The organism is Kitasatospora sp. NPDC004615, from assembly GCF_042873545.1.
Classification (GTDB): domain Bacteria; phylum Actinomycetota; class Actinomycetes; order Streptomycetales; family Streptomycetaceae; genus Kitasatospora.
The window spans coordinates 196,180-217,237 of record NZ_JBIALQ010000007.1 but is presented as its reverse complement, the minus strand read 5'-3'; the positions used below and the strand labels follow the sequence as shown (position 1 = coordinate 217,237).

Genomic DNA, 21,058 nt, shown 5'->3' with positions numbered 1-21,058 from the left:
CGAGGGCGGGACGAGAGGGGCGGCCCCGCTCCGAGCCGGGCCGCCCCTCTCGTCCCGCCCTCAGTCGCCGTCCAGCGCCGCCGCCTCGGGGTCGGTGAGGTTCAGCCCGGCGTCCCAGGCGGCCCGGAAGGCGGTGTCCCCGAGGGCGGTGGCGCAGGCGTCCAGGACGGTGCGGAGTTCGGGGTCGCCGGCGTCGTGGCCGCCGCGGAGGGCGTAGGCGGCGGCGAGGGTGGTGGTGGCGCGGGTGGGGGCGGCGAGGGCGAGGTGGTGTTCGGCGCAGCCTTCCAGGACATCGGCGCGGACGGGGCGGTCCTGGCTGGTGGTGGCGAGTTCGAGTGCGCGCCGGTGCATGAGGGCGGCGGTGGCCGGGTCGGCGAGGCGCTGGTGGGTGCGGGCCAGGCTGGTGTGCAGGAGGGCGAGCAGGTGGAGGTGGGTGGGGCCGGTCGCGGGGAGTTGTTCGAGTCGGTGCAGGGTGGCTCGTTGGGTGGTCAGGGCGGTGGTCAAGTCGCCGGTGCGGCGGGCGAGTTCGCCGAGTGCGTAGTGGGCGGCGGCTGCCAGGTGCGGGTCGCGGGCGTGTTCGGCGGCGGCGCGGGCGCGTTCCAGGTCGGCCCGGGCGGCGGTGGGGTCGCCGTTGCGGGCGCGGAGGCGGCCGGACAGCAGCAGGGTCAGTGGCGCTTCGCCGGGGCCGCCGGTCTCGGCGTCCAGGACTGCGGCTTCGTCGAGTGCGCCGAGCGCTTCTTCGGCGGCGCCGGTGACCGCCAGCAGCGCGGCCAGCGTGACCAGGGCCATGGCGTGGCCCCAGCGGTCGCCGAGGGTGCGGAAACCGTCGACGGCGGTGCGCAGGCAGGCCTCGGCGGGGTCGATCCGGCCGGCGCTCAACTCGACGCGTCCGAGCACCAGTTGGGCGGTGGACCGGGTCCACGCGTCGGGGTGTTCGCGGTACTCCCGCGCGGTTGCGGCGAGCGCGTCCGGCGGCCCGGCAAGGGCGTGCAGCAGGGCAGCGACGAGGGCGACGGGGTGGTCGGCGTGCCGGGCGGTGGCGAGTGCCGCACCGAAGGCCTCGGGCGCCGGAGGCGTCCCGGATTCCCTTAGCGGGGCAGTGAGTTGGGCGAGGATCACGCACCGGGCGTGCTGCTGTTCCAGGCCGGGCGGCGGCGTTGCGCCGTGGGCGGCGAGTACGGCCACGGTCCGTTCGCCGGCTTCGTGGGCGCGGCCGCGCATCAGCCAGGGCCAGGCGCGGGCGGCCGCCAGCCGGAGGGCGTGGTCGGGCGGGCCGGCGGCGACGGCGCGGCGGAGTGCGGCGTCGAGGTTGTCCTGTTCGGTGTCGAGCCGGGCGAGTCGGTCGAGTTGGCGGTCGGTCCGCAGCAGGGGTTCGGCGTGTTCGGCGAGGTCGAGGAAGCAGCGCAGGTGGGCGGCGGCGGTGCGGTCGTGTTCGCCGGCCTCGGCGAGACGTTCGGCGGCGTAGGCGCGGACGGTCTCCAGCAGGCGGTAGCGCGGCGGCCCGGTCTCCGAACCGGCGCTCACCAGCAGGGACTTGTCGGCGAGTGCGGTCAGCAGGTCCTCGACGGCAGTGGGGTCGGGGTCCGGTCCGGTGGGCCAGTGCGCGGCGCAGACGGTGTGGGCGTCGCGGAGGACGGCTCCGGCGGCGAAGACGGAGAGCCGGCGCAGCAGGACGCGTTCGTCGGGGTCGAGCAGGTCCCAGCTCCAGTCGATGACGGCGCGCAGGGTGCGGTGCCGATCGGGGGCGGTGCGCGGGCCGCGGTCGAGCAGGCGGAGGCGGTCGTGCAGGCGGGCCGCGATCCGGTCGGGGGTGAGGGCGCGGAGCCGGGCGGCGGCGAGTTCGAGGGCCAGCGGGAGGCCGTCGAGTTCCCGGCAGATCCGGACCACCGGTTCGACGGTGTCCTGGTCGAGGGCGAATCCGGGCCGGGCGGCGGCCGCTCGTTCGGCGAACAGGGCGACGGCGGGGTGGGCGAGGGCCTGCTCCGGGGTGCTGCCGGGTTCGGGGACGGCGAGCGGCGGCACCGGCCAGAGTGTCTCGCCGGGGACGCCGAGGGGTTCGCGGCTGGTGGCGAGCACGGTGAGCCGGGGGGCGGCCGCCAGCAGGCGGTGGGCGAGGTGGGCGGCGTCCGCGATCAGGTGTTCGCAGTTGTCGAGGACGAGCAGGACGTCGCGGCCGTCCAGCGCGCGGACGATCCGTTCCAGCGGGTCGCCGGGCTGCTCGCCGGTGGGGAGGCCGCCGGTGAGCGCCCCGGCGTCGGCGGGGCGCAGCGCGGCCAGTACGGCCCGGGCGGGCCCGTCGGGGCCTTCGGCGCCGGCGAGTTCGGCGAGCCGGACGTCCGGCGCGACCCCCGTGGCGACGGCGAGGGCGAGGCGGGTCTTGCCGACGCCGCCCGGTCCGGTGAGGGTCACCAGGCGGGAGCGGCGCAGCCGGTCCCGGACGGCCGCCAGGTCGGCGTCGCGGCCGATCAGCGCGGTGAGCGGGCCGGGCAGCGCGGGGCGGCCCGCCGGGGCGGGGCGCGGAGCGGGCGGCCGGGTGCCTGCCAGGACGTGCAGGTGGGCGTCGCGCAGTTCGTCGGACGGGTCGGTGCCGAGCTCTTCGGCCAGCGCCTGCCGGGTGCGGTCGAACACCTCCAGCGCGTCGGCGCCCTGACCGTTGGCGTGCAGGGCGCGGATCAGCCGGGCGGCGGTCCGTTCGCGCAGCGGGTGGGCGACGCGCTGCGCGGTGAGTTCGGCGACCAGCCGGGGCAGGGTGTCGGCCCGGCCGAGGGCGAGCAGGGCGTCGGCGCGGTCCTCGGTGGCGGCGAGCCGCAGTTCGGTGAGCCGGGCGGCGGGGGCGGCGGCGAATCCGGCGGCTTCGGCGTCGGCGAACGGTGCGCCGCGCCAGAGTTCCAGGGCGCGGCTCAACTCGTCGGCGGCGCGGGCGGGTTCGCCTGCGGCGAGGGCGGCCCGACCGGTGGCGGCGCGCTGTTCGAAGTCCCAGGCGTCGACGTGGCCGCGGGGCAGGTCGAGCAGGTATCCGGCGGGGTGCGAGCCGATGGCGGTGCGGTCCGGGCCGAGGGTGCGGCGCAGCCGGGAGACCAGTGACTGCACGGCGCCGGCCGGTTCGTCGGGCGGGGTGTCGCCCCAGAGGTCGTCGACCAGCCGTTCGCGGGTGACCACCCGCCCGGGGTCGAGGGACAGCCGGATCAGCAGCAGCCGCAGCCGGGTTCCGCCGAGTCCCGGCGCCGGCCCGTCGTCGGGCACCACGTGGAGCGGTCCCAGCACGTTGATCCGCACCTTGCCAGCTCCCCGTCCGTCCGATCGCCGGTGATCATTCTCGCGCCGTCCGGTCGGGCGCCGCACGGCGGGGCAGGGGTCGGACGCCGGGTCAGTTCCCGGGCGGGGCGGGGTTCTCGGGCGTGGCGCGGCAGAGGGCGTCGAGGGCGTCGGCGAGCTCCCGCAGGCCGGTGGCGGGTGCGCCGAGGTCGTGGAGGATGCGGGCGAGCGGGGCGCCGTCGGCGGGGGTGAGCGGGCCGAGGGTGATGCGGCCGTCGTACCAGAGGGCGGCGCGCCGGCCGGTGGGGTGTTCGGCGTCGATCTCGGCGAAGGCGATCGGCGCGGCCTTGGACCAGCCCGCGATCCGCATCGCGAATCCGGAGGGGAATCGCTTGAAGTCGTAGTCGGGCGCGGTGGACGGCTGCTGGAGCGCGTGGTGGAGTTCGTCCGTCATCGGGATGAGCGCCAGCCCGTGGGGCAGGCGGGCGACCCGCGCGATCGGGAGCTCGGCCGCCACGACGGTGATCAGCTCATCGGTGGCGATCAGGGCGTTCAGTTCGTATGGCACCTCCCCATTCTCCGCCCGAAAAGTCATCAGGTCTGGAAAACAATCGAACTGGCTATCCATCGGATATACCGGACATGCACCGATCAAGTACCCCCACCCGCCGACGGGGTGCGGCAGAGTGGTCCGGGTGACCCGCACTCCCCCGCCCCGCCCGACCGCCGAACAGCTCGCCGCCGCCCAGGACACCACCATCCCCGACGTCGCCGCGCCCGGCCTGAGGGTGCTGTTCTGCGGCATCAACCCGGGCCTGTGGTCGGGCGCCACCGGCCACCACTTCGCCCGCCCCGGCAACCGTTTCTGGCCGGCCCTGCACCGGTCCGGCTTCACCCCGCGGCAGTTGGGGCCCGAGGAACAGGACGAACTGCTCGCGCTCGGGCTGGGCATCACCAACGTGGTGGCCCGGACCACCGCGAAGGCCGCCGAACTGACCCCCGAGGAGTACCGGGCGGGCGGCGAGGCGCTGGCCGCCCGGGTGCTCCGCCTGCGGCCGCGCGCGCTGGCGGTGCTCGGCATCGGCGCGTACCGCGCCGCGTTCGGACGGCCGAAGGCGGCGGTCGGCCGGCAGCCGGAGACCATCGGCGACACCGAGGTCTGGCTGCTGCCGAACCCGAGCGGGCTGAACGCGCACTACACGCTGGACGGGATCGCCGCCGAGTTCCGCACCCTGCGCGAGCACCTGGAGGCGTCAACCGCCCAGTAGCGCCCGCTCGAAGCGCTCGCGTTCACGCACCACGTACGCGGCGTCCGACAGGTACATCAGGTGGTGCCCGTCGGCCAGGTGCGAGGCGAACGCGGCGCTGCCGGCGGCGGCCTCGGCCCGCATGTGGCCGACCAGCGCGTGCAGCCGGGCCTCGACGGCGTCCACCAGCCCAGCCCGCCCGGCCGCGTCCAGCCCGTACGCGTCGCAGAACTCCCGGGCCCGGGCGGCCTGTTCGTCGGGCGTGCCGAAACCGTCGGCGTTCCCGGGCGCGGTGGTGGGGGCCCAGCGGTAGACCGCGTACGCGACGTCCCACAGCCGGGGGCCGGGATGCGCGGTGTCGAAGTCGATGACGCCGACCACCCGTTCGCCGCCCAGCACGCAGTTGTGCGGGGCGTAGTCGCCGTGGCAGATCACCTCGGCGGGCTCGCGGGCGGGCAGCATCCAGCCGTCGGCCGCGTAGCCGGCGGTGGCGTCGTGGTAGGCGCGCAGCACCCGGGCCGCGGTGAGCAGCGCGGTGCGGGAGGCGGCGGCGGGTGTGGCCGGATAGTCGGAGACCTCGCCGGGCAGGAAGTCGAGGATCTCCCGCCCGTCCGCCGTCAGCCCGTGGAACCGGGGCGCCGCGGTGAACCCGTTCGCCCGCAGGTGCCCGAGCAGCCCGTGCACGGCCGGCGACCACGGCCCGGTCGGCCGCAGCACCCGCTCCCCGATCCGCTCCACCTGGTTGACGCCACCGGCCAGGATCTCGCTGTCCGCCACGCGCCCGCTCCTCCGTCAGCCGTCAAGGACCGGACGTTTCTACCCCGGCCCCGGGCGGCCGCCAACCGCATTTCCGGTCAGCGCGCGCCGAACCCGTGGTCGGAGCTGACCACCTCGCGGCCGAGCGGGGTGAGCGAGATCGGCACCATCTTGAGGTTCGCCCAGCCGAACGGGATGCCGATGACCGACAGGAACAGCGGGATCGAGGTGACGATGTGACCGAGCGCCAGCCACCACCCGGCGAACACCAGCCAGATCACGTTCCCCACGCAGGACGGCGCGCCGACGTCGGGCCGCACCACGGTGGTCCGGCCGAACGGCCACAGCATGAAGCCGGCCAGCCGGAAGGACGCGATGCCGAACGGGATGGTGACGATCAGGACGAAGCAGATGACCCCGGCGAGGGCGTACCCGATCGCCATCCACAGGCCGCAGAACAGCAGCCAGATGACGTTGAGCAGGAAGTTGATCAGCTTCATGCCTCCAGCGTGCCACGCCCTGGCCCGACTGGGGAGCCGGTGCGGCGCCGTTGTGGCAGGGGTGTGACGATGCGGCCGCCCGTCTGCGGCCAATGTCCACCGTTTCCCGCTTTCGGTCGCTGTTCGACCGACTACCCCCGGCATTGCGCAGCTGATTCGATCAGGCTCTGATAACAAGTGTTCAGATCTCGCCACAATTCACCCCATCAGGGAATGGCGCGCCGCGCCACCCGGCGTGAATCATTTCTTTCGCCCGAGCCGCGCAATTTCGCGCGGGATTGCGCAGGCCGCTCACCGGAGCCCCCGGCCGGACAGCCGGGGGCTCCGACGGCGGCCCCATCAACAGGAGGTGCTTGGTATGAGCGAGTACACCAGCGGCATGGCGGCAGACCTGATCGAGGCAGCGGCGCCCTGGGTCAAGGCCAGGCGCAGCTCGAACGTCGGCCAGTGCGTGGAGATGCGCAAGATGGACGACGGCCGGGTGGCCGTCCGGCACAGCCTGGACCCGTCGGGACCGGCGCTGATCTTCAGCGTCCACGAGATCGCCGCATACCTTGATGGGGCACGCAACGGCGAATTCGATCACATGGCCATCTAATCGCACTAGCTGGCGGGATTTCCCATTTCATGGGCTTGTCGCCATACCCCCTTCGCGTCGGTATATTCTCCATCCCGCAATGGTTGGATTGATTGACGCGAGGGGGGATTTCATGTTGACAACCGGACGTGATGGGGACAACGGGAACGTTCTTCCGCTCCGGCGCCCGCAGCCCGTGGTGGCCGAGGGCGAGTCCTGGCCGCTGCCTGCCCTGCTGCTCGGCGCCCGGCTGAAGACGCTCCGCGGCCTCCAGCACCAGAAGACTCTGATCGAGAACACCGGCTACTCCGCCACGCTGTACTCCCGGATCGAAGCGGGTGCGACCCGGATCGACAAGCCGGAGGGGATCGCGCTGATCCTCAAGAAGCTGGGGGTGCCGGCCGGTCCGGAGTTCGACCAGCTGATGGGCCTGGCGCGGGACGCTTCCGTGCCCGGCTGGGCGTCCTCGTTCCGGAGCGCCTACCGGGATGCGGTGCCGGAGGCGATGGTGCGGCTGAGCGAGCTGGAGAGCCGGGCCAGCCATCTGTACTCGGTGGAGACCGGATTCGTCCCGGGCCTGCTGCAGAGCGACGCCTATCGCACGGCGGTCACCGAGCGGACCTTGCGGCCCAGCCAGCTGCCCCTGGCGCAACAGGTGGTCAACCTGCGCGCCGAACGGACCCGCCGGTTCTTCGCCGCGGAGCCGCCGCCGCGCTCGGTGTTCTTCCTCCGGGAGAACGTGCTGCGCCAGGTGATCGGCTCGCGCGGCCTGATGGTGGAGCAGTTGGAGCGACTGCTGCACTTCGTCGAGACGCCGCAGATCGGCGTACGCATCATCCCGATGGATCTGCAGCTGGCCCTGCAGGTCTCCTCGGTGACCCGGCTGGACTTCGAAGGGCAGCTCTTCGCGGTGCCGTCGGTGATCTACAACGAGTGGGCCGGGCGGGGCGAGTACTACCGGGGCCCGCTGGACGGCGAGGCCTCCTCCGACGACTTCACGGACTTCCGACGCGTGATCGACGACGCCGTGCGCCTGGCCCCGGGCCGGGACGAGAGCCGCCTGCTGATCACCAAGGCACTGAAGGCCCACCGCTCGCACATGTGACCGACCCGCTCACTCCACGACGGCCAGCCCACCGAACTGGAACCACTCGTCGGTGGCCTGGCGGACATACGGCACGTCGGGCATCCAGTCCGCGACGTCCAGCAGGCCGGGCTCCTGCACGGTCAGCCGCTCGACGTCGAAGAACCGCCGGACCTCCTCCTCCGTCCGCACCTTCCCCCACCCACTCCCGGTCCGCTCCGCCATCAGGTCGGTCACCTGCTGGCGGATCCGGCCGCTGTGACTGACCAGTTGGCAGGCCACCACCACGCTGCCTTTCGCCAGTTGACGCACAGTTCGCTCGATCACCGCACGCGGTTCCTTGCTGTCCGGAAGGCAGTGCAGCACGGAGACGAACAGCGCGGCGACCGGCAGCGAGAAGTCGATGCGGCCCTGCACGCCCGCCCGAATGTCCTCGGTATCCACCAGGTCGGCAGGCAGGATCGTCACGTTCGGGTTCTCGTCCAGCAGGGCGCGCCCGTAGGCGAGCACCATCGGGTCGTTGTCGATGTAGACGACCTTGCAGTCCTCGTGCACGGCCTGGACGACCTGGTGCACGTTCGTCCGGGTCGGCAGGCCCGATCCGTGGTCGAGGAACTGCCGGATGCCGTACCGGGTGGCGATGTGCCGGACCGCCCGGATCAGGAACGCCCGGTTGCTGTGGGCCAGTTCGCGAGCACCGGGCGCAATCCGCAGTAGCTCCTCGCCGGCGAGCCGGTCGGAGTCGTAGTTGTTCCGGCCGCCGAGCAGCCAGTCGTGCATCCGTGCCGCGCTGGGCCTGTCCGGGTCGAACTGCGGAAACGACCCTGCGCCCTCGGTCACGCCACCGGCCCCCATGCTCGAACTCCGCTTCGCCACAACGATTCTGATGTCACGTCATGTTCTGAGCCGTGTGCGGGCACCCGAAACAACTCGCAAGAGTGAAACCCCTTGCGAGTATGGCGAACCATGGCGAATGCGCCCCTGCCGTCCGCTACGGGGCCGCCCGCCATCCGCCCGATCTCAGTCCTCGGCACCCTCCGTCCCGCCGTGCGGCGACCCCGTGCCACCGGCCAGCAGTCTCCTGGCCGCCATCAACTGGACATGCAGCTGCGGCTCGTTGAGGCCCATCAGCTCGGCCGCCGCGCGCGGCGCCATGCCGAGCCGCTCGTGCAGCAGCGCAGCATCGGCGGCCCGGTCCGGCAGCGCCCGGTGCAGCCGGTCCAGCCGGAGGTCGCAGGCCTGGCGGCTGGCGAGCGTGACGCTGTCGCGCAGCACGCGCCAGGTGAACGCGGCCGGGTCGTCGTTCAGCGCCTGCGTCCAGCTCAACTCGGCGCACCGCAGCACCTGTTCGACCACCAGGCCGGCCAACGCGCCGTCCCCGAGCCGCGCCCGGGCGTACGCCCGATAGCTCCGGCAGTGGAGTTGGACGAACGCGGCATAGCCGGAGTCGGCTATCGCGGGCTTGCGCGAACGGGACACCCATGACTCCTTCGACGTCGGCCAGGGTCGGACATGGGCGCGACAGGGCACGGCAGGGCGCGCTGGGGCCTGGCGGGGTGGAACGAGCAGTGGCGCACGCCCCGGGCGGCCCGGGGAGTGCGCGGGTCGAGTCAGCTCAACTCGGCCCGGAACCACTCGACATAGGAGTCCCGGCAGAGTCTCAGCAGGCCGAGCACCAGCACGGTGCGCTCCCACTCGATCGGGCCGGCGGCGGTCACCGCCCAGACCAGCAGCGGGACCACCAGCAGCGCCTGCAGCCGGGCCGCACCACGGACGGCGCGAACTCTGCGCAATCCCACGCCCGGGCCGTCGGCCCTGCTAGCGTGGGGCACCACTTCGGGAAGCCTTGCGCGTTCCCGGGAGGGTCGGTCATTCACAGGTGAGCCACCTCTCTGATCGGCCCGCACCGCCTCGTCCGGTGTTGCAGCACCGGGCGGGGCACCCCTGCTCCGGGGGTGGCCGTGCAACAGAATCTACCGGCCGCGAGCAGCCGATTTGGCGCCAACTGAGCTGCGAAATCCCCCGGTTGGGCATCGAACGGCGAGCGATCGGGATCGGTCGTTGCGCGCTCTCCTTCGATCACCGATGACCGAACCGCCCACAGCCTCCGTACAACCCTCGGGCCCGCCCCGGGGGGACGGGCCTTCCTGCACGGGCCGGGGTGTCAGGCGAGCAGTTTGTCCTTGGCCCGCTGGTACTCCTCGTCGGTGATCGCGCCGGTGTTCTTGAGGTCGGCCAGCCTCTGGAGGTCGTCCACGTGCCCCTTCGAGCCGCCCTCGGCAGTGCCGGAGGCCGGGGCGGTGCCGGCGGCGCGGCGAATGTAGTCCTGGAAGGCGGCGTCGGCCTGTTGGGCCTGGGCGAGGTCGCGTTCGTGCATGGAGCCGCCGCGGACGATCAGGTAGATCAGGACGCCGAGGAAGGGCAGCAGGATCACCAGCACCGTCCAGCCGGCCTTGGCGCCGCCGCCCATGTCCTGGCTGCGGAAGATGTCCCCGATGATCTTGAACAGCAGGAAGAACCAGAGGATCCAGAGGAACAGCTCCAGCATCGTCCAGAAGATGTTGAGCAACGGATAGTCCATGACGCTCCGATCCCGCGCACAGTCAGACGGAACGCCCCCGCGCCTCGCGCGGCACAGGGACGAAACGATTCGTACCACCGCGAAACGGGCATCGCATGTCGGGCGTCAGGGGACCCGGTCCGGGTTGTTCTGCAGGCGATCGAGCTCGGCGATGTCGGGGTGGTGGAGATCGAACGCCGGGGATTCGGAGCGGACCCGCGGCAGGGTGACGAAGTTGTGGCGCGGCGGCGGGCAGGGGGTGGTCCACTCCAGCGAGCGGCCGTAGCCCCACGGGTCGTCCGTGGCCACTCGCGGCGCGTGCCCGGCCGTCCGCCATACGTTGTACAGGAACGGCAGGGTGGACAGGCCGAGCAGGAACGAGCCGATGGTGGAGACGGTGTTCAGGGTGGTGAACCCGTCCGAGGCCAGGTAGTCGGCGTAGCGGCGCGGCATGCCCTCGGCGCCGAGCCAGTGCTGGACCAGGAAGGTGGTGTGGAAGCCGACGAACAGCGTCCAGAAGTGGATCTTCCCGAGCCGTTCGTCGAGCATCCGGCCGGTCATCTTCGGCCACCAGAAGTAGAAGCCCGCGAACATCGCGAACACCACCGTGCCGAACACCACGTAGTGGAAGTGCGCGACGACGAAGTAGCTGTCGGAGACGTGGAAGTCGATCGGCGGGGAGGCCAGCAGCACGCCGGTCAGGCCGCCGAACAGGAAGGTCACCAGGAAGCCGATCGACCAGAGCATCGGCGTCTCGAAGGACAGCGAGCCGCGCCACATGGTGCCGATCCAGTTGAAGAACTTCACTCCGGTCGGGACGGCGATCAGCAGGGTCATGAAGGAGAAGAACGGCAGCAGCACCTGCCCGGTCACGAACATGTGGTGCGCCCAGACGGTGATCGACAGGCCGGCGATCGCGATGGTGGCGGCGATCAGGCCCGAATATCCGAACATCGGCTTGCGGCTGAACACCGGGATGATCTCCGAAACGATGCCGAAGAACGGCAGCGCGATGATGTACACCTCGGGATGGCCGAAGAACCAGAACAGGTGCTGCCAGAGGATCGCCCCGCCGTTCGCCGGGTCGAAGACGTGCGCGCCGAACTTGCGGTCGGCCTCCAGGCAGAGCAGCGCGGCGGCCAGCACCGGAAAGGCCATCAGGACCAGCACGGCGGTCAGCAGCACGTTCCAGACCAGGATCGGCATCCGGAACATGGTCATCCCCGGCGCCCGCAGGCAGGCGATCGTGGCGATGAAGTTGACCGAGCCGAGAATGGTGCCGAAGCCGGAGAACGCCAGGCCCATGATCCACATGTCGGCGCCGATGTTCGGCGAGTGCACCGCGGAGTTCAGCGGCGCGTAGGCGAACCAGCCGAAGTCCGCCGCACCGCCCGGGGTGACGAACCCGGCCATCACGATCAGCGAGCCGAACAGGTACAGCCAGTACGCGAAGGCGTTCAGCCGGGGGAAGGCGACGTCGGGGGCGCCGATCTGGATCGGCATGAACCAGTTCGCGAAGCCCGCGAACAGCGGGGTGGCGAACATCAGCAGCATGATCGTGCCGTGGATGGTGAACAGCTGGTTGAACTGCTCGTTCGAAAGGAACTGCGTCCCCGGCCGGGCCAGCTCGGCCCGCATCAGCAGCGCCATCACCCCGCCGACCAGGAAGAACGCGAACGAGGTGACCAGGTAGAGGGTGCCGATCTGCTTGTGGTCGGTGGTGGTCAGCCACGTCACCAACCGGCGGCCCCGGTGCGGACGGGTGGCCCGGCCGAAGCGGCGGCGCGGTGCCCGCTCGACGGGTGGGCCGGTCACGCCCAGTTCGGTATCGCTCGGCAGCATCGTCACCGCACCGCACCTCCGGCCTCGGGTCTGGGAGTGCGTCCAGCACTACCAGCGGGGCCGATCGCCCGGACGGACGCTCGCCGGGCCGTCGCCCGAAGGAGTCAGCCGCGGGAACCCGGCCTCGTCAGCGCCCGGCCATCCGCTCCAGGCGGTCGATCCGCTCGCGCATCGGCGGGTGGGTGGAGAACAGCTTCGCGCCGACCTCCCCGGGCCGGAACGGGTTGGCGATCATCATGTGGCTGGCGGTCTGCAACTGCGGCTCGGGCGGCAGCGGGAGGCGCTGGGTGCCGGCGTCCAGCTTGCGCAGCGCGCTGGCCAGGGCGAGCGGGTCGCCGGTGATCCGGGCTCCGTCGGCGTCCGCCTGGTACTCGCGGGAGCGGCTGACGGCCAGTTGGATCAGGCTCGCCGCGATCGGCCCCAGGATCATGATCAGCAGCATGCCGAACAGGCCCGGGCCCTCGTCGTCGTCGGAGCGGCCGAACGGGATCAGCCAGGCGAAGTTGACCAGGAACATCACCACCGAGGCCAGCGCGCCGGCTACCGAGGAGATCAGGATGTCCCGGTTGTAGACGTGGCTGAGCTCGTGGCCGAGCACCCCGCGCAGCTCGCGCTCGTCCAGCAGCTGGAGGATGCCGTCGGTGCAGCAGACCGCCGCGTTGCGCGGGTTGCGGCCGGTGGCGAAAGCATTCGGCGCCGGCGTGGGCGAGATGTACAGCCGGGGCATCGGCTGCCGGGCGGCGGTGGAGAGTTCACGGACGATCCGGTACAGCTGCGGGGCCTCGATCTCGCTGACCGGCCGGGCCCGCATCGCGCGCAGCGCCAGCTTGTCGCTGTTCCAGTACGCGTAGGCGTTGGTGCCGAGCGCGATCAGCAGCGCCACCAGCAGGCCGGTGCGGCCGAAGAAACTGCCGATGATCAGGATCAGTGCGGACAGGCCGCCGAGCAGGACGGCCGTCCGCAATCCGTTGTGGTGGCGGTGCACTGCGGGCCCTCCTGTGGTGCCGGGGAAGCGGGTGGAGCAGCTTCCTTCTGCCGGGATCAACGCGCCGAGCTGGCCCGATCGTTCCCTTCGGCATTCGACCACAGGTCAGAACAGGCTGCCCGACACCACCTGAAGCACCAGTTGCGGGGCCACCGACAGCACCACGGCGGCGCTCGCCGCGAGGCCGAGCGCGGTGGCCAGCGAGGCCGGAACGCGGCGCGGCGCGACGACCTGCTCGGTGGACGGGGCGAACAGCAGGGCGGTCCACTTCAGGTAGTAGGCGAGCGCGATCACCACGTTCACCGCCATCACCACGGCCAGCCAGCCCAGGCCCGCGTCCACGGCCGACCGGAACACCACGACCTTGCCGAACAGGCCGACCACGCCCGGCGGCAGACCGGCCAGGCAGAGCAGGAAGAACGCCATCGCGAACGCCGCCCAGCGGTTGCGTTCGGCCAGACCGCGGAACGACTCCAGCCGGCCCGAGCCGCCGACCAGCGCGACCACACCGAACGCGCCCAGGTTCACCAGGCCGTAGATCAGCGCGTACGCCACCGTCGCACCCAGCGGCTCGGCGGAGTCCGCGTACCCGGCGGCGGCCAGCGGCACCAGCAGGTAGCCGGCCTGACCGACCGAGGACCAGGCGAGCAGCCGCACCGAGCCGTACGGGGTGTCGGCGCGCTGGCGCAGCGCCGCCGCGTTGCCGACCGTCATGGTCAGCGCGGCCAGCACCGCCAGCACCAGGCCCCAGGTGTGGCCGTACGGGCGGAACGCCAGCGTCGTCACCAGCGCCAGGCCGGAGAGGCCCGCGGCCTTGCCGACCACCGACAGGTAGCCGGCCACCGGGAGCGGCGCGCCGACGTAGGTGTCCGGGACCCAGAAGTGGAACGGGACGGCGGCGGTCTTGAACGCGAAGCCGACCAGGGTGAGCACCGCGCCGGCCTCGGCCAGCGGCTTCAGCTGGCCGGGGGCGTGCGCCAGGCCGTCGGCGATGCCCTGGAGCTGGATCGTTCCGGCAGCCGCGTAGACGAAGCTGACGCCGAGCAGCATCACGGCGGTCGCGGTGACGGAGGAGAGGAAGAACTTGAGCGCGCTCTCCGCGCCCCGGCCGTCCCGGCGCAGCGCGACCAGGGCGAACGCGGGCAGGGTGGCGACCTCCAGGGCGATCACCAGGGTGGCGAGGTCGCGGGCGGCGGGCAGCAGCGCGGCGCCGCAGGCGGAGGAGAGGAGCAGGAACCAGTACTCGCCGCCGGGGAGCTTCTCCTCGTCGACGGTGTGCAGGGAGAGCAGCACCGTGAGCAGCGCGCCGCCGAGGACCAGCAGCTGGAAGGCCAGCGCGAAGTGGTCGGCGGTGTAGGAGCAGCCACCGCTGGTGAAGCAGAAGGTGGAGCGGGTGTCGCCGAGCACCAGCGGCAGCAGCATGGCCAGCGCGGCGAGCAGACCGGCGGCGCTCAGCCACCCGAGCAGGCGCTTGCGGGCCGGGGGCAGGAACAGGTCGGTGACCAGCACGGCGAGGGCGGCGAGCGCGGCGATCAGCGGCGGCGCGACGGCCACCCAGTCGACGGACTGGATCAGGCCGCCCGGGTCGGCGACGGCGAGCGGAGTCATGACGGGCTGCCCCAGGTCGTGAGTGGTGGTCATCAGCCGCTCCCGAGGAGGTGCTTGACGGCCGGGTCGGAGAGGCCGAGCAGCAGCGCCGGCCACAGGCCCGCCACCAGGGTGAGCACGGCGAGCGGCGTCCAGCTGGCAGCCTCGTAGCCCTGCAGGTCGGGCAGGTCGGCGACCGGGGCGGGCTGCTTCGGGTCGCCCATGCAGACCCGCCGGACCACGACCAGCAGGTAGGCGGCGGTCAGCAGGGTGCCGAGGCCGGCCAGCACCATGTAGGTGACGAAGGCGGGCCGCGACAGGCCCGCGGCCGGGTCGAACGCGCCGTACATGGCGAGCAGTTCGCCCCAGAAGCCGGCCAGGCCGGGCAGGCCGAGGCTGGCGACGGCGGCGAACGCCAGCAGCCCGCCGATCCGGGGGGCGCGGCCGTACAGCGCGGCGCCGGTGGCCCCGGCGAGGGTGTCCAGGTCGGCGGTGCCGTAGCGGTCCTTGACGGCGCCGACCAGGAAGAACAGCAGGCCGGTGATCAGGCCGTGCGCGATGTTGGCGAACAGCGCGCCGTTCACGCCGGTCGGGGTGAGCGAGGCGATGCCGAGCAGCACGAATCCCATGTGGCCGACCGAGGAGTACGCGATCAGCCGCTTCAGGTCGCCCTTGGCTCCGGTCCGGGACAGCGCCAGGCAGGCCAGCGAACCGTAGACGATGCCGACGGCGGCGAACGCGCCCAGGTACGGGGCGTAGGTGGCGGTGCCGTCGGGGACGATCGGCAGCAGCACCCGGACCATGCCGTAGGTGCCCATCTTCAGCAGCACGCCGGCCAGCAGCACCGAGCCGGCGGTCGGCGCGGCGGTGTGCGCGTCGGGCAGCCAGGAGTGCAGCGGCCAGGCGGGGGCCTTCACGGCCAGGCCGACCAGGATCGCCAGCGCGGCGATCAGCTGGGTGGTGTGGGACAGGCCGGCGCCGTGCGCGTCGGCGAGCTTCACCATGTCGAAGGTGCCGGCCTTGACGCCGATCAGCAGGAAGCCGAGCAGCATCACGGCGGAGCCGAGCAGGGTGTAGAGGATGAACCGGTTGGCGGCCCGGACCTTCTGCCCGCTGCCCCAGCGGGAGATCAGGAAGTACATCGGGATCAGCACGATCTCGAAGGCCAGGAAGAACAGCACCAGGTCGAGCACCGCGAAGGTGGCCAGCATGCCGGTCTCCAGCAGGAGCAGCAGCCCGGTGAAGGCGCGGCCGCCGGGGCCGGCGGGGAGCTTCTTCACCGAGTACACGGCGCACAGGAAGGTGAGCAGCGCGGTGAGCACCAGCAGCGGCAGCGAGATGCCGTCCACGCCGAGGTGCAGGCGCACGTCCAGCGCGGGGATCCAGGCGACGTCGGTGACGGCCTGCATCCGGCTCGGCGCGCCGTGGTCGAAGCCGGCGGCGAGGGCGATCGCCAGCAGCAGCGTGGCACCGGTGAGGGTGGTGCCCAGGCGCAGTGCCCGCTTGTCGCCGATCGGGGCGAGCATCAGGGCGGCGCCGAGCAGCGGCAGCACCAGGAGGGCGATGAGGACCGCGTTCATCGGTGGCTCCTAGGACGTGCCGTATTGAAGGACTGGGGGTGCGTCACGATCCCACCGCCACCAGGACGACGAGCAGGACGACCCCGGCGAGCAGCGCGCTCAGGTATCCCTGGGCGTTGCCGGTCTGGGTGAAGCGCACGGCGCGGCCGAGCCAGCCGGGCGCGGCGCCCGCGCCGCGGACGTAGGTCTCCACGACGGCACGGTCCAGGAACCGGACCAGCTTGGCGGCGGCCTCGGTGGGCCGGACGAACAGCGTGCTGTACAGCCGGTCGACGCCAAAGCCGTGCTGAGCAGGCCGGTACAGCGGGCCGAGCAGCAGGCGTCCGGGGTCGCCGGCGGGCTGTCCGGCGGCGGTGCGGGCGGTGACGGTGCGCCAGGCGGCCCAGCCGATCAGCAGGCCCGCGACGGCGATGCCGGTGCCGAGCACGCCGGTGGCGAGGGACGGGCGCAGCGATTCGCCGTCGAGCAGCGCGGGCAGCCAGTCGGTGCGCAGCCCGGTCACGCCGAAGGCCAGCGCGGGCACCGCCAGGACCCACAGGACCAGGCGCATCGCGGCCGGTTCGGCGTGCGCCGGGTCGGCCTCGTCGACCTCCGGGGAGTACGGGGCGCCGGGCTGGGGGGCGAGGCTCGTGCCGTCCGTCGAGCGGCCGTAGAAGACGGCCAGCCACAGCCGGGCGGCGTAGGCGGCGGTGAGCAGCGCGGTGAGCAGGCCGGCCACCAGCACCGTCCAGCCGACGGCGGTGGGTACGGCGGACGCGGGGCCGAGGTTGCCGGTGAGGGCCTCGCCGTGGGCGGCGTGCTCGGCGGCGGTGAGCACCGACTCCTTGGAGAAGAAGCCGGCGAACGGCGGCAGGCCGACCAGGGCGACCAGGCCGATGCCCATGGTCCACCAGGCGTCGGGGATGCGGTGGCGCAGGCCGTCCATCCGGGCCATCGCGCTGAGCGAGTTGGTGTGCGCGGCGTGGATGACCACGCCGGCGCCCAGGAACAGCAGGGCCTTGAACGCGCCGTGCGAGACCAGGTGGAACACCGCGGCCTGCCGGTCGCCGGAGGCCAGCGCGCCGGTCATGTAGCCGAGCTGGCCGACCGTCGAGTAGGCGAGCACGCGCTTCAGGTCGTCCTGGGCGAGTGCGCACAGCGCGGAGCCGATCATGGTGACGGCGGCCATCACGGCCAGCACCACCAGCGCGGCGGAGGACTGCAGGAACACCGGCAGCAGCCGGGCCACCAGGTAGACGCCGGCCGCGACCATGGTGGCGGCGTGGATCAGCGCGGACACCGGCGTCGGGCCGGCCATCGCGTCCGGGAGCCAGGTGTGCAGCGGGAACTGGGCGCTCTTGCCGGCCACGCCGGCCAGCAGCAGCAGCGCGATCAGCGTGGGGTGGTGCAGCTGTCCGCTGCCGGCGGCCTTCAGCACCTCGCTGATCCGGAAGCTCCCGGCGTCCGCGCCGAGCAGGAACAGGCCGAACAGGAACGGCACGTCGCCGAGCTTGGTGACCAGGAAGGCCTTCAGCGAGGCGGCCCGGGCGTCGGCGGTCTCCCAGTGGTGGCCGATCAGGAAGTACGAGCAGATGCCCATCACTTCCCAGCCGACCAGCAGCACGATCAGGTCGCCCGAGTAGACGACCAGGAACATCGCCGCGGTGAACAGCGAGACCAGCGCCGCGTACGACGGGTAGCGCGGGTCGTCCTTCAGGTAGGCGGTGGAGTAGATCTGCACGCAAGTGGCGACCAGGCCGACCAGCACCGAGATCAGCGAGCTGAAGCCGTCCAGGTGCAGGGCCAGCGAGATCTCCGGGCCGCCGGTGGGGGCGAGCCGGGTGGCGGCGTCCAGGGTGGCGCCGGTGCCCAGCTGGAGGGCCACCACCAGGGCGAGCACGGCGGACACCGCGACCGGCAGCACCGCGAGCGGGCGGGCCAGGGCGGGGTAGCGGCGTCCGGTGGCCAGGCCGGCGGCGGCGCCGAGCGCGGGCAGGACGGGGACGAGAATCGGCAGCGCGAGGTTCATGCGGCGGCCTGCTCCTTCGCGTCGTCGGCCGTATCGTCGGCCAGGGCGTCCGCCTCGTGGCGGTCGCCGAGCGCGGTGACCCGGTCGACGGCGGCGGTGCCGCGGGTGCGGTACACCAGCAGCACGATGGCCAGGCCGAGGCCGATCTCGGCGGCGGCGACGGTGATGGTGAACAGGGTGAGCGCCTGGCCGGCGTGCAGGGTGTCGCGCAGCCAGACGTCGAAGGCGACCAGGTTGAGGTTGACGGCGTTGAGCATCAGCTCGACCGACATCAGCACCAGGACGACGTTGCGCCGGGCGAGCACGCCGTACACGCCGACGCTGAACAGCAGCACGGCGAGGACGGCCGGGTAGGCGAGGTGCACGCTCAGCGCTCCTTCGTCTTCGTCAGGGCGGTGCGCAGGTTCCCGGGCCGCGGCTTCGGCCGGTCGCCCTTGCCGCGGGACAGCACGATCGCGCCGACCAGGGCGGCCAGCAGCAGCACCGACAGCGCCTCGAACGGCAGCACCCAGTGCGAGAACAGGAACTCGCCGGTGAGCCGGGTGGTGCCGACCGGTCCCGACAGCTCGATCCAGGACGAGCGGAACGCGTCCACCACCAGCGTCACCAGGGTCGCGGCGGAGGCCACGCCGACGGCCAGCGCCGCCGGGCGGTTGCCGGAGTCGGCGTCCGGGGAGCGGCCGATCGGGGCGCGGGTCAGCATCAGGCCGAACAGCACCAGCACGACCACCGAGCCCAGGTACACCAGCACCTGCACCCAGGCCACGAACTCGGCCGTCAGCAGCAGGAACTCGACCGCCAGCCCGCCCAGCGCGACCACCAGCCACAGCGCGGCGTGCACCAGCTGGCGGGTGGTCACCGAGACGACGGCCGCGCCGAGCACCAGCACACCGACCAGCAGGAAGACTATTTCCTGCCCGGTCGGCGAGAGGTACGAGCGCGCGGCGGGCTCCAGCGAGCCCGCCGCGGCCAGCAGGGTGCTCAACTCTGCTCACCCTCCTCGGCGGCGGCAGCGGCTTCGGCGGCGGCAGCGGCCGCGGCCAGCTTGTCGGCGGCCTTGCGGGCCATGGCGATCTCCTTGGGCTCCTCCGCCGCGGCGTCGTGCGCGGGCGGCGGCGGGACGGTCCACATCCACTCGCGCAGCCGGTCGCGCTCGTGGGTGAGCTCACGGATGTCGGTCTCCGCGTACTCGAACTCCGGGGACCAGAACAGCGCGTCGAACGGGCACACCTCGATGCAGATACCGCAGTACATGCAGAGCGAGAAGTCGATGGCGAAGCGGTCCAGCACGTTGCGGGTGCGGGCGCGGGCGTTCGGGTCGGCGGCGGGCAGCGTCTCCTTGTGGGAGTCGATGTAGATGCACCAGTCCGGGCACTCGCGGGCGCACAGCATGCAGACCGTGCAGTTCTCCTCCAGCAGTGCGATAACCCCGCGCGAACGCGGCGGCAGATCGGGCTGCACGTCGGGGTACTGCGCCGTGACGGTCCTGCGCGTCATCGTGCGCATGGTGACGGCCAGGCCCTTGGCCAGGCCGGAGCCGGGAAACTTCATCAGGAGATCGCCACCTTGACGATGCCGGTGAGGGCGAGCTGGGCCAGGGCCAGCGGGATCAGCACCGTCCACGCGAAGCGCATCAGCTGGTCCTCGCGCAGCCGCGGGTAGGTGACCCGCAGCCAGAGCACCACGAACGCCAGCGCGAAGGTCTTCACCAGCGTCCACAGCCAGCCCAGGCTGTCGGAGAACGGGCCGTGCCAACCACCGAAGAACAGCACCGTGGTCAGTCCGCAGAGCACCACGATGCCCGCGTACTCGGAGAGCAGGAACAGCGCGAAACGCAGACCGGTGTACTCGGTGTACGCGCCGAAGATGATCTCCGAATCGGCCACCGGCATGTCGAACGGCGGACGCTGAAGCTCCGCCAGGCCCGCCGTGAAGAACACGAACGCACCGATCAGCTGCCACGGCACCCACCACCAGTGGAAGGCGTCCACGATCCCCGGCAGCGACACGGTGCCCGCCGCCATCGCCACCGACGCCGCCGCGAGCAGCATCGGCAGCTCGTACGACATCAGCTGCGCGGCCGTACGCAACGCACCCAGCAGCGAGAACTTGTTCGCCGACGCCCAGCCGCCCATCAGCGAACCCAGCACGCCGATGCCCATGACCGCCAGCACGAAGAAGATGCCCGCGTCCACCGCCTCCCCGACCAGCCCGTTCGGGCCGATCGGGATCACCAGCAGCACCAGCAGGTACGGCAGCAGCGCGACCGCCGGCGCCAGCCGGAAGATCCGCCGGTCCGCGTCGGCCGGGACGATGTCCTCCTTCTGCGCGAACTTCACGCCGTCGGCGACCAGCTGCGCCCAGCCGTGGAACCCACCCGCGTACATCGGGCCGAGCCGGCCCTGCATGTGCGCCATCACCTTGTGCTCGGCCTGACCGACCACCAGCGGCAGCACCAGGAACACCACCAGCGTGCCGACGCAGCGCAGCAGCGTGTCGAGGAGGTTCACGCGCCGTCTCCGTTCTGCTCGGGCTGTTCGGGTTGCTGGTCGGATTCGGACTGCTCGGACTCGGGCCCGGGCTCGGGCTGCGCGGGGGGCTCGGGGTGCCCGGCCTCCGGCTGCACCTCGGCGGCCTTCGCAGGCTCAGGCTTCGCGGGCTCGGGCTGCGCGGGCTCGGGCTGTGGCTCGGCGGCCTTCGCGGGCTCAGGCTTCGCGTCGGCGGACCTCGCGGGCCCGGGCCGCACGGCCCCAGGCTTCGCGGGCCCGGTCGCCGCAGGCTCGGCCTGCACGGGCTTCGCCTCCTCGCCCCCGGACTCCACGGCCGCAGGCTTCGCGGGCTCAGCGGCCGCAGGCTTCGCGGGCTCAGCGGCCGCAGGCTCGGCCTGCACGGCCTCCGGCTGTGCCTCGGCGGCCTTCGCGGGCTCAGGCTTCGCGTCGGCGGACCTCGCGGGCCCGGGCTGCACGGCCCCAGGCTTCGCAGGCTCAGCGGCCGCAGGCTCGGCCTGCACGGCCTCCGGCTGTGCCTCGGCGGCCTTCGCGGGCTCAGGCTTCGCGTCGGCGGACCTCGCGGGCCCG

Annotated in this window: 21 protein-coding genes; 3 read left to right on the top strand and 18 right to left on the bottom strand. The window is 72.5% G+C overall.

From position 1 onward, the window contains the following. Positions 1 to 60: 60 nt before the first annotated feature. Positions 61 to 3,264, bottom strand: a complete 3,204-nt coding sequence (locus ACFYS8_RS24700) for a BTAD domain-containing putative transcriptional regulator (RefSeq protein WP_387644362.1) — start codon at positions 3,262 to 3,264, stop codon at positions 61 to 63. 103 nt (positions 3,265 to 3,367) lie between these two features. After that, entirely contained in the window at positions 3,368 to 3,823 is a 456-nt protein-coding gene (locus ACFYS8_RS24695) for a hypothetical protein (RefSeq protein ID WP_387644359.1), read from the bottom strand. 127 nt (positions 3,824 to 3,950) lie between these two features. On the opposite strand from ACFYS8_RS24695, the gene mug reads away from it, so the two are divergent. Then, positions 3,951 to 4,523, top strand: a complete 573-nt coding sequence (mug, locus tag ACFYS8_RS24690) for a G/U mismatch-specific DNA glycosylase (protein WP_387644356.1) — start codon at positions 3,951 to 3,953, stop codon at positions 4,521 to 4,523. On the opposite strand, the gene ACFYS8_RS24685 is transcribed toward mug, so the two are convergent. Continuing rightward, entirely contained in the window at positions 4,509 to 5,279 is a 771-nt protein-coding gene (locus tag ACFYS8_RS24685; RefSeq protein WP_387644354.1) for a phosphotransferase, read from the bottom strand. The genes mug and ACFYS8_RS24685 overlap by 15 nt on opposite strands. A gap of 77 nt (positions 5,280 to 5,356) precedes the next feature. Further along, positions 5,357 to 5,758, bottom strand: coding sequence for a YccF domain-containing protein (locus ACFYS8_RS24680; RefSeq protein WP_387644351.1), 402 nt, complete (start codon positions 5,756 to 5,758; stop codon positions 5,357 to 5,359). 358 nt (positions 5,759 to 6,116) lie between these two features. Here ACFYS8_RS24680 and ACFYS8_RS24675 point away from each other — a divergent pair, with 358 nt between their 5' ends. After that, positions 6,117 to 6,356: a DUF397 domain-containing protein gene (locus ACFYS8_RS24675; protein ID WP_387644348.1), complete on the top strand. Its 240-nt coding sequence runs from the start codon at positions 6,117 to 6,119 to the stop codon at positions 6,354 to 6,356. A gap of 112 nt (positions 6,357 to 6,468) precedes the next feature. Next, entirely contained in the window at positions 6,469 to 7,440 is a 972-nt protein-coding gene (locus ACFYS8_RS24670) for a Scr1 family TA system antitoxin-like transcriptional regulator (protein WP_387644345.1), read from the top strand. Positions 7,441 to 7,449: 9 nt separating this feature from the next. On the opposite strand, the gene ACFYS8_RS24665 is transcribed toward ACFYS8_RS24670, so the two are convergent. From ACFYS8_RS24665 to ACFYS8_RS24600, 14 genes are all read right to left on the bottom strand, one after another. After that, positions 7,450 to 8,259, bottom strand: coding sequence for an SAM-dependent methyltransferase (locus ACFYS8_RS24665; protein ID WP_387644342.1), 810 nt, complete (start codon positions 8,257 to 8,259; stop codon positions 7,450 to 7,452). 180 nt (positions 8,260 to 8,439) lie between these two features. Beyond that, a complete protein-coding gene (locus tag ACFYS8_RS24660) occupies positions 8,440 to 8,898 on the bottom strand; it encodes a hypothetical protein (RefSeq protein ID WP_387644339.1) in 459 nt (152 codons plus the stop codon). 131 nt (positions 8,899 to 9,029) lie between these two features. Beyond that, positions 9,030 to 9,218, bottom strand: a complete 189-nt coding sequence (locus tag ACFYS8_RS24655; RefSeq protein WP_387644336.1) for a hypothetical protein — start codon at positions 9,216 to 9,218, stop codon at positions 9,030 to 9,032. A 365-nt stretch (positions 9,219 to 9,583) separates the two neighbouring features. After that, the gene (locus ACFYS8_RS24650) at positions 9,584 to 10,000 is read right to left on the bottom strand and encodes an SHOCT domain-containing protein (RefSeq protein WP_387644333.1); all 417 of its coding nucleotides are present in this window, start codon (positions 9,998 to 10,000) and stop codon (positions 9,584 to 9,586) included. A 105-nt stretch (positions 10,001 to 10,105) separates the two neighbouring features. Beyond that, positions 10,106 to 11,821, bottom strand: a complete 1,716-nt coding sequence (gene ctaD, locus ACFYS8_RS24645; RefSeq protein WP_387644990.1) for a cytochrome c oxidase subunit I — start codon at positions 11,819 to 11,821, stop codon at positions 10,106 to 10,108. A gap of 127 nt (positions 11,822 to 11,948) precedes the next feature. Next, positions 11,949 to 12,806, bottom strand: a complete 858-nt coding sequence (htpX, locus tag ACFYS8_RS24640) for a zinc metalloprotease HtpX (protein WP_387644330.1) — start codon at positions 12,804 to 12,806, stop codon at positions 11,949 to 11,951. 105 nt (positions 12,807 to 12,911) lie between these two features. Beyond that, on the bottom strand, positions 12,912 to 14,414 hold the full coding sequence (locus ACFYS8_RS24635; protein WP_387644987.1) for an NADH-quinone oxidoreductase subunit N: 1,503 nt from the start codon (positions 14,412 to 14,414) through the stop codon (positions 12,912 to 12,914). A 32-nt stretch (positions 14,415 to 14,446) separates the two neighbouring features. Continuing rightward, positions 14,447 to 15,973, bottom strand: coding sequence for a NuoM family protein (locus ACFYS8_RS24630; protein WP_387644327.1), 1,527 nt, complete (start codon positions 15,971 to 15,973; stop codon positions 14,447 to 14,449). A 43-nt stretch (positions 15,974 to 16,016) separates the two neighbouring features. Beyond that, complete coding sequence (locus ACFYS8_RS24625; protein WP_387644324.1) at positions 16,017 to 17,981, bottom strand: NADH-quinone oxidoreductase subunit L; 1,965 nt, start codon at positions 17,979 to 17,981, stop codon at positions 16,017 to 16,019. Continuing rightward, positions 17,978 to 18,346 carry an NADH-quinone oxidoreductase subunit NuoK gene (nuoK, locus tag ACFYS8_RS24620; protein WP_387644322.1) on the bottom strand — a complete coding sequence of 123 codons (369 nt, stop codon included), beginning with the start codon at positions 18,344 to 18,346 and terminating at the stop codon, positions 17,978 to 17,980. Before nuoK ends, ACFYS8_RS24625 begins: the two co-directional genes overlap by 4 nt. A 2-nt stretch (positions 18,347 to 18,348) precedes the next feature. Then, the gene (locus tag ACFYS8_RS24615) at positions 18,349 to 18,966 is read right to left on the bottom strand and encodes an NADH-quinone oxidoreductase subunit J (RefSeq protein ID WP_387644319.1); all 618 of its coding nucleotides are present in this window, start codon (positions 18,964 to 18,966) and stop codon (positions 18,349 to 18,351) included. Continuing rightward, positions 18,963 to 19,532: a NuoI/complex I 23 kDa subunit family protein gene (locus tag ACFYS8_RS24610; RefSeq protein ID WP_387644317.1), complete on the bottom strand. Its 570-nt coding sequence runs from the start codon at positions 19,530 to 19,532 to the stop codon at positions 18,963 to 18,965. Before ACFYS8_RS24610 ends, ACFYS8_RS24615 begins: the two co-directional genes overlap by 4 nt. Beyond that, entirely contained in the window at positions 19,532 to 20,491 is a 960-nt protein-coding gene (gene nuoH, locus ACFYS8_RS24605; RefSeq protein WP_387644314.1) for an NADH-quinone oxidoreductase subunit NuoH, read from the bottom strand. Before nuoH ends, ACFYS8_RS24610 begins: the two co-directional genes overlap by 1 nt. Continuing rightward, entirely contained in the window at positions 20,488 to 20,802 is a 315-nt protein-coding gene (locus ACFYS8_RS24600; protein WP_387644311.1) for a hypothetical protein, read from the bottom strand. Before ACFYS8_RS24600 ends, nuoH begins: the two co-directional genes overlap by 4 nt. Between the last annotated feature and the right edge of the window lie 256 nt (positions 20,803 to 21,058).

Coding starts and splice junctions, on each gene's coding strand:
- ACFYS8_RS24610 (WP_387644317.1), bottom strand. CDS start 19,532: ATGAAGTTTCCCGGCTCCGGCCTGGCCAAGGGCCTGGCCGTCACCATG.
- ACFYS8_RS24670 (WP_387644345.1), top strand. CDS start 6,469: ATGTTGACAACCGGACGTGATGGGGACAACGGGAACGTTCTTCCGCTC.
- ACFYS8_RS24675 (WP_387644348.1), top strand. CDS start 6,117: ATGAGCGAGTACACCAGCGGCATGGCGGCAGACCTGATCGAGGCAGCG.
- ACFYS8_RS24635 (WP_387644987.1), bottom strand. CDS start 14,414: ATGACTCCGCTCGCCGTCGCCGACCCGGGCGGCCTGATCCAGTCCGTC.
- ACFYS8_RS24625 (WP_387644324.1), bottom strand. CDS start 17,981: ATGAACCTCGCGCTGCCGATTCTCGTCCCCGTCCTGCCCGCGCTCGGC.
- ctaD (WP_387644990.1), bottom strand. CDS start 11,821: ATGCTGCCGAGCGATACCGAACTGGGCGTGACCGGCCCACCCGTCGAG.
- ACFYS8_RS24650 (WP_387644333.1), bottom strand. CDS start 10,000: ATGGACTATCCGTTGCTCAACATCTTCTGGACGATGCTGGAGCTGTTC.
- ACFYS8_RS24680 (WP_387644351.1), bottom strand. CDS start 5,758: ATGAAGCTGATCAACTTCCTGCTCAACGTCATCTGGCTGCTGTTCTGC.
- ACFYS8_RS24630 (WP_387644327.1), bottom strand. CDS start 15,973: ATGAACGCGGTCCTCATCGCCCTCCTGGTGCTGCCGCTGCTCGGCGCC.